The organism is Streptomyces kebangsaanensis (genome assembly GCF_001906585.1).
GTDB classification, from domain to species: Bacteria; Actinomycetota; Actinomycetes; order Streptomycetales; family Streptomycetaceae; genus Streptomyces; species Streptomyces kebangsaanensis.
In genome coordinates this window covers 15,593-22,064 of sequence record NZ_JUJA01000164.1, presented here as the reverse complement: position 1 = coordinate 22,064, position 6,472 = coordinate 15,593, and the positions used below count along the sequence as shown (strand labels likewise).

4 protein-coding genes and 2 pseudogenes are annotated in these 6,472 nt (G+C 73.7%); 1 reads left to right on the top strand and 5 read right to left on the bottom strand.

Annotated elements, in window-relative coordinates; genetic code table 11:
• From RH94_RS45295 to RH94_RS33120, 5 genes and pseudogenes are all read right to left on the bottom strand, one after another.
• A pseudogene (locus RH94_RS45295) lies at window positions 1-337 on the bottom strand (hypothetical protein); the annotation flags it as partial.
• Entirely contained in the window at window positions 334-1,191 is an 858-nt protein-coding gene (locus RH94_RS33135; RefSeq protein ID WP_073952035.1) for an AAA family ATPase, read from the bottom strand. The gene RH94_RS33135 and the pseudogene RH94_RS45295, both read right to left, overlap by 4 nt.
• A gap of 33 nt (window positions 1,192-1,224) precedes the next feature.
• Window positions 1,225-2,079: an FAD binding domain-containing protein gene (locus tag RH94_RS33130; protein ID WP_073952034.1), complete on the bottom strand. Its 855-nt coding sequence runs from the start codon at window positions 2,077-2,079 to the stop codon at window positions 1,225-1,227.
• Window positions 2,076-4,460 carry a xanthine dehydrogenase family protein molybdopterin-binding subunit gene (locus RH94_RS33125; protein ID WP_073952033.1) on the bottom strand — a complete coding sequence of 795 codons (2,385 nt, stop codon included), beginning with the start codon at window positions 4,458-4,460 and terminating at the stop codon, window positions 2,076-2,078. Before RH94_RS33125 ends, RH94_RS33130 begins: the two co-directional genes overlap by 4 nt.
• Entirely contained in the window at window positions 4,457-4,957 is a 501-nt protein-coding gene (locus RH94_RS33120; protein ID WP_073952032.1) for a (2Fe-2S)-binding protein, read from the bottom strand. The genes RH94_RS33125 and RH94_RS33120 overlap by 4 nt, the downstream gene beginning before the upstream one ends.
• A gap of 145 nt (window positions 4,958-5,102) precedes the next feature.
• Here RH94_RS33120 and RH94_RS33115 point away from each other — a divergent pair.
• A pseudogene (locus RH94_RS33115) lies at window positions 5,103-6,458 on the top strand (GTP-binding protein); the annotation flags it as partial.
• Window positions 6,459-6,472 lie beyond the last annotated feature (14 nt).

The following is a 6,472-nucleotide window of genomic DNA, read 5'->3' as shown; positions in this document are numbered from 1 at the left end:
CGGCCCGCGCCGGCCGGGCGGGGCTCCCGTCCGCACCGAAGTAGGCGGCGAACACCCGCTCGTACCGCTCCAGGTCGTCCCGGTCGCCGCACAGCGTCAGCCGGCCGGCCCAGTACACGTCCGCCCGCACCCCGGGCCGCAGCACGTCCACCGCCCGCAGAAGGGCGTGCACCCGCTCGGCGCTCACCGCGACACCGGCCGCCCGCAACGCCCGCGTGAACCCGAGCAGCACGGCGTCGGCACGCCCACCCCGCCCGGGGGCGAAGGCTTCGGAACGGTCACCGCCCGCTCCGGTGCGTCCGGGCCGTTCTTCCCGTTCCTCCGCCACGCCGATCACGCCCCCCGCCGTGCGAGGACCGCCGCGAAGTCCAGGCCGCGGGCCCGGTCCGTGTCCTCCCGGTACTTCAGCACCGAGCCGAGCGTGGCCACCGCCAGTTCCGCGTCGGCCTCGGTGGCGCCGAGGGCGTCCAGGGCGCGGGCCCAGTCCAGGGTCTCGGCGACGCCCGGCGGCTTGAGCAGGTCCTCGGCGCGCAGGGCCTGCACCAGCGCCGTGACCTGCTCGGCCAGCCGGGCCGACACCTCGGGCAGCCGGCGGCGGACGATGGCCAGTTCGCGGGCGAAGCCGGGATGGTCGAACCAGTGGTACAGACACCGCCGCTTCAGCGCGTCGTGCACCTCGCGGGTGCGGTTGGAGGTCAGGACGACCACCGGCGGAACCTCGGCCCGCAGCGTGCCGAGTTCGGGGATCGTCACCTGGAACTCCGACAGCACCTCCAGCAGGAACGCCTCGAACTCGTCGTCGGCCCGGTCGATCTCGTCCACCAGCAGCACCGACGGCTGCGTCTGCAGCGCCCGCAGCAGCGGCCGGGCGACCAGGAACCGCCGGTCGTACAGCTCGCGCTCCAGCCGGTCGGCGTCCTTGACCCCGGCCGCCTCGGCGGCCCGCAGATGCAGCAGCTGACGCGGGAAGTCCCAGTCGTACAGCGCCTGGGAGGCGTCGATGCCCTCGTGGCACTGCAGCCGGATCAGCGGGGCGTCGAGCGCCTCGGCGAGGGCGGTGGCGAGCGCCGTCTTGCCGACGCCCGCGTCGCCCTCGCAGAAGACCGGCCGGTGCAGCCTGAGCGCCAGGAAGCAGGCGATGGCGAGCCCGTCGTCGACGAGGTAGCCGGTCTCCTCCAGGCGGGTCCGCACCTGCTCGGGGCTGTCGAGGGGGGTGATCGGCGCTCACCCCGTCCCGGTGGCGGCCAGGACCGCCCGCTTGGTGAGCACCCGCGCCAGATGCGCCCGGTACTCGGGCGAGGCCGACGCGTCCCGCGACGGCCGCGTGCCCTCGGCCGCCTCCCGCGCCGCCCGCGCCACCGCCTCGGCGTCCCCGGCGCCGGCCAGCGCCTCCTCCGAGGCGGAGGCCCGCAGCGGGGTGGCACCCATGTTGGTCAGCCCGATCCGCGCCTCGGCGATGTGCCCGTCGTCGCGCCGGACCAGCGCGGCGACGCCGACCATCGCCCAGGACTGGGCCACCCGGTGGAACTTCTCGTAGCGGAAGCCCCAGCCCTCCCGCTTCGGCACCCGCACCTCCACCAGGAGCTCGTCGGGAGCCAGAGTGGTCTGCAGGTAGTCCGTGAAGAAGTCGCGCGCCGGGATCGTGCGCCGCCCGCCCGGACCCACGGCCACCAGTTCGGCGTCCAGCGCCAGCACCACCGCGGGCAGGTCGCCGGCCGGGTCGGCGTGCGCGAGCGAGCCGCCGAGGGTGCCCCGGTGCCGTACGGCCGGATCGGCCACCGTCTCCGTGGCCTGGGCGAGCAGGCCCGCGTGCCGCCGCACCAGCGGGTCGTGGACCACGTCGTGGTGCGTGGTCAGCGCCCCGATGGCGAGCATGTCGCCGTCCTCGCGGACCCCGCGCAGTCCGGGGATCCGCCCGACGTCGACGACCAGCTCGGGAAAGGCCAGGCGCAGCCGGAGCAACGGCAGCAGGCTCTGCCCGCCGGCCAGCACCTTCGCCTCCTCGCCCGCGTCGGCGAGGGTGCGCACCGCCTCGTCCAGGCTGGTGGGGCGGGTGTAGTCGAATGCGGGGGGAATCATGCCGGGGTCTCCTTCTGCCCTGGCCGTGCCGACCGGACGGCCTCCCAGACCCGCTCCGGTGTGCACGGCATCCGCACGTCGTGCACGCCCAGCGGCCGCAGCGCGTCCACGACCGCGTTGACGACGGCCGGCGTCGAGGCGATCGTGCCCGCCTCGCCGACGCCCTTGACGCCGAGCGGGTTGGAGGCGGCGGGCGTCTCGGTCCGGTCGGTGACGAACTCGGGCAGGTCCGCAGCCGACGGCACCAGGTAGTCGGCCATCGTGCCGGAGACCAGGTTGCCCTCCGCGTCGTACACCGCCTCCTCGTACAGCGCCTGCGCGATGCCCTGGGCGAGGCCGCCGTGCACCTGCCCCTCCACGATCATCGGGTTGACCACCCGGCCCACGTCGTCGACGCAGACGTAGGACCGGATCCGGGTCTGCCCGGTCTCGGTGTCGACCTCGACCGCGCACAGGTGGGTGCCGTGCGGGTAGGAGAAGTTCTCCGGGTCGAGCAGGTACTCGGAGTTGAGGGTGGGCTCCATGCCCTCGGGCACGTCGTGCGAGGTGAACGTCTCGAAGGCGACCTCCTGGATGGTCCTGCGCGCCTCGGGCGAGCCCTTCACCGAGAACACGCCGCCCTTGAACTCCAGGTCGTCCTCACTGGCCTCCAGCAGATGGGCCGCCACCCTCCGCGCCTTCTCGACCACCTTCTCGGCGGCCCGGTGCACGGCCGACCCGCCCACGACCAGCGAGCGCGAGCCGTAGGTGTCCATGCCCTGCGGCGCCGCCTGGGTGTCGCCGTGCAGCACCTCGATGTCCTCGAACGGCACGCCGAGCACCTCGGAGGCGATCTGGCTCCAGGAGGTCACGTGCCCCTGCCCGTGCGGGCTGGTGCCGGTGACCACCTCGACCTTGCCGGTGGGCAGCATCCGGATGCTCGCCGCCTCCCAGCCGCCGGCCGAGTACCTCAGGTCCCGCAGCACCCGGCTCGGGGCCAGCCCGCACATCTCCGTGTACGTCGACACGCCGATGCCGAGCCGTACGGCGTCCCCGCGCTCGTCGCGCTCGCGCTGCTCGGCACGCAGGTCGTCGTAGCCGAACAGGGCGAGGGCCTTCCCGGTCGCCGCCTCGTAGTCGCCGCTGTCGTAGGTGAGGCCCGCGATCGTGGTGTACGGGAACTCCTCGTGCCGGATCCAGTTGCGGCGCCGCACCTCCACCGGGTCCAGGCCCACCTCGGCGGCCAGTTCGTCCATGGCCCGCTCGATGGCGTACGTGGCCTCCGGGCGCCCGGCGCCGCGGTAGGCGTCGGTCGGGGTGCGGGTGGTGAACACGCCGGTGCAGTTGAACTCGTAGGCGTCCATCTTGTAGATCGCCGGGTACATGAACGCGCCCAGGATGGGAATGCCGGGCGTGACCAGCATCAGATAGGCGCCCATGTCGGCGAGCAGGTCGACCTTGAGGCCGAGCAGCCTTCCCTCGCGGGTCGCGGCGAGCTCGATGTCCTGGATCATGCCGCGGCCGTGGTGGGTGGCCAGATAGCCCTCGGAGCGGGACTCGGTCCACTTCACCGGCCGCCCCAGCTTCCGGGCGATCGCCAGCGCGACGGCCTCCTCGCCGTACACCTGGAGCTTGGAGCCGAAGCCGCCGCCCACGTCGGGGGCGATCACCCGCAGCTTGTGCTCGGGGACCCCGGTGACCACCGACAGCATGATCCGCAGGATGTGCGGGATCTGGGTCGTCGAGTACATCGTGTACTCGCCGGAGGCGGCGAGCGGGGCGACCGCGACCGCGCGCGGCTCCATGGCGTTGGGGATGAGCCGCTGCTGCCGGTAGCGGCGCCTGATCACCACATCGGCGCGCTGCCTGACCGACTCGTAGTCCTCGCCGGTCCTCAGCGGCCACACGTAGGCGCGGTTGGTGCCCTTGTCGGCGTGGACCAGCGGGGCGCCCTCGGCGAGCGCCTCCTCCAGGTCCAGGACCGGGGGCAGCGGCTCGTAGTCGACCTCGATCGCCTCCAGCGCGTCGGCGGCGGCGTACCGGTCGCGGGCCACCACGACCGCCACCGGGTCGCCGGCGTGGCGCACCTCGTCCAGGGCGAGCGGCGGGTGGTCGGGCAGCACCATGTCCTCGGTCACGGGCCAGCCGCAGGGCAGCGAGCCCAGCCCCTCGGCGAGGTCGCGGCCGGTGAACGCGGCGACGACGCCGGGGCGTTCCAGGGCGGGGGAGACGTCGACGCGCTCGATGCGGGCGTGCGCCATGGGGCTGCGCAGGAAGGCCAGGTGCAGCAGCCCGGTGACGCTGATGTTGTCGGTCCAGTTGGTCTGCCCGGTGATCAGCCGTGCGTCCTCCTTGCGGAGCCGGGCCCGGCCGACCTCGGGTTCGACGGCCTGGTCGGTCATGCCGTCACCTCCTGCGCGCTGTGCCGTTCGGAAGCGCTCGCCTCCTCGGCGGCGGCGAGCACCGCGCGGACGATGTTCTGGTATCCGGTGCACCGGCACAGGTTGCCCTCGAGCGCCTTGCGCACCTCGTCGGAGCCGGGGTGGGGGTTCTCGCGCAGCAGATCGCGCGCGGCCATGATCATCCCGGGGGTGCAGTAGCCGCACTGCAGCGCGTGCCGCTCGTGGAAGGCGCGCTGCAGCGGTGTCCACTCGCCGTCGCGGGCCAGCCCCTGCACGGTGGTCACCTCGCACCCGTCCGCCTGGACGGCCAGCACCGTGCAGCTCTTGACGCTCGCGCCGTCCAGCTCGACCGTGCAGGTCCCGCAGTTCGAGGTGTCACAGCCGATCGGGGTACCGGTCAGGCCGAGGCGGTCGCGCAGATAGTGGACCAGCAGGAGACGGGGCTCCACCTCGTCCTCGTAGGCCGTGCCGTCCACCGTGACCGAGATGTGGGTCATGTGCCCTCCAGGACCGTATGGGCGTGAGTGAGGGGAACCAGCGACCAGCGTGGTGTACGTCACTCTATGGCCGTGCCCCGGAGGCGGCGAGTGCTGCGACGTGCTCCGCCGACCGTTGATCCATTGCCGTCACGTGTGCGGCTCTGCTGCCCAGACCCGGCAGGCCCTCGTGCACCCGGTGTACTTCGGCTCCGCGATCACCGGAGCGGGCGTCGACGCGCTCATCGGCGGCATCAGGGAACTGCTGCCCGCCGCCGGCGGCGACCCCGAGGGGCCGGTCTCGGCCACCGTGTTCAAGGTCGAGCGGGGACCGGCGGGGGAGAAGGTGGCGTACGCGCGCGTGTTCTCCGGCACGCTCCGGGTGCGGGACCGCGTCCCCTACGGCGATGCCCGCACGGACGGCAGGATCACCGCCCTCAGCGTCTTCGACGCCGGCACCGACGCACGCGCCGGCGCCGTCCCCGCGGGCCGGATCGCCCGGCTGTGGGGCCTGGACGGCATCAGGACCGGCGACGCGGTGGGCGAACCCCGCGAGACCCACGGGCGGTTCTTCGCGCCGCCGACGCTGGAGACCGTCGTCGTGCCGGGCCCCGGCACCGGCAGCGGCGCCCTGCACCTGGCGCTCACCCGGCTGGCCGAGCAGGACCCGCTGATCGGGCTGCGCCACGACGAGGTGCGGCAGGAGACCTCCGTGTCGCTGTACGGGGAGGTGCAGAAGGAGGTCGTGCAGGCCACGCTCGCCGACGAGTTCGGGCTGGACGTCACCTTCCGGGAGACCACCCCGCTGTGCGTCGAACGGCCGGTGGGGACGGGGGCGGCGGCGGAGTTCGACAAGAAGGACGGCAACCCCTTCCTCGCCACGGTCGGCCTGCGCGTCGACCCCGCGCCGACGGACTCCGGCGTGGACTTCCGGCTGGAGGTGGAGCCGGGCTCGATGCCGTACGCCTTCTTCAAGGCCGTCGAGGACACCGTCCGGGAGTCGCTGGGGCAGGGCCTGCACGGCTGGCAGGTCACCGACTGCACGGTGACCATGACCCACTGCGGCTCCTCGCCCCGGCAGAGCCACGCCCACCAGGGCTTCGACAAGAGCATGTCGAGCACCGGCGCCGACTTCCGCGGCCTGACCCCGCTCGTGCTGACCGAGGCGCTGCGCCGCGCCGGGACCCGGGTCCACGAGCCGATGCACCGCTTCCGCGTCGAGGCGCCCGTGGACACCCTCGGCGCCCTGCTGCCGGTGCTGGCCGGGCTGAGGGCCGTACCACGGACGACCCTCGTGCGCGGACCCGTGTGCGTCCTGGACGGGGCGGTCCCGGCGGCCGGGGTGCACGCGCTGGAGCAGCGAATGCCGGGACTGACCCGGGGCGAGGGCGAACTGGAGACCGCCTTCGACCACTACGCGCCGGTCACCGGTGGCACGCTCCCCGAGCGCCCGCGCACCGACCACAACCCGCTGGACCGCGAGGAGTACCTGCTCAACCTCACCCGCCGGGTGGGAGGGTGAGGCCGAGCGGCGGG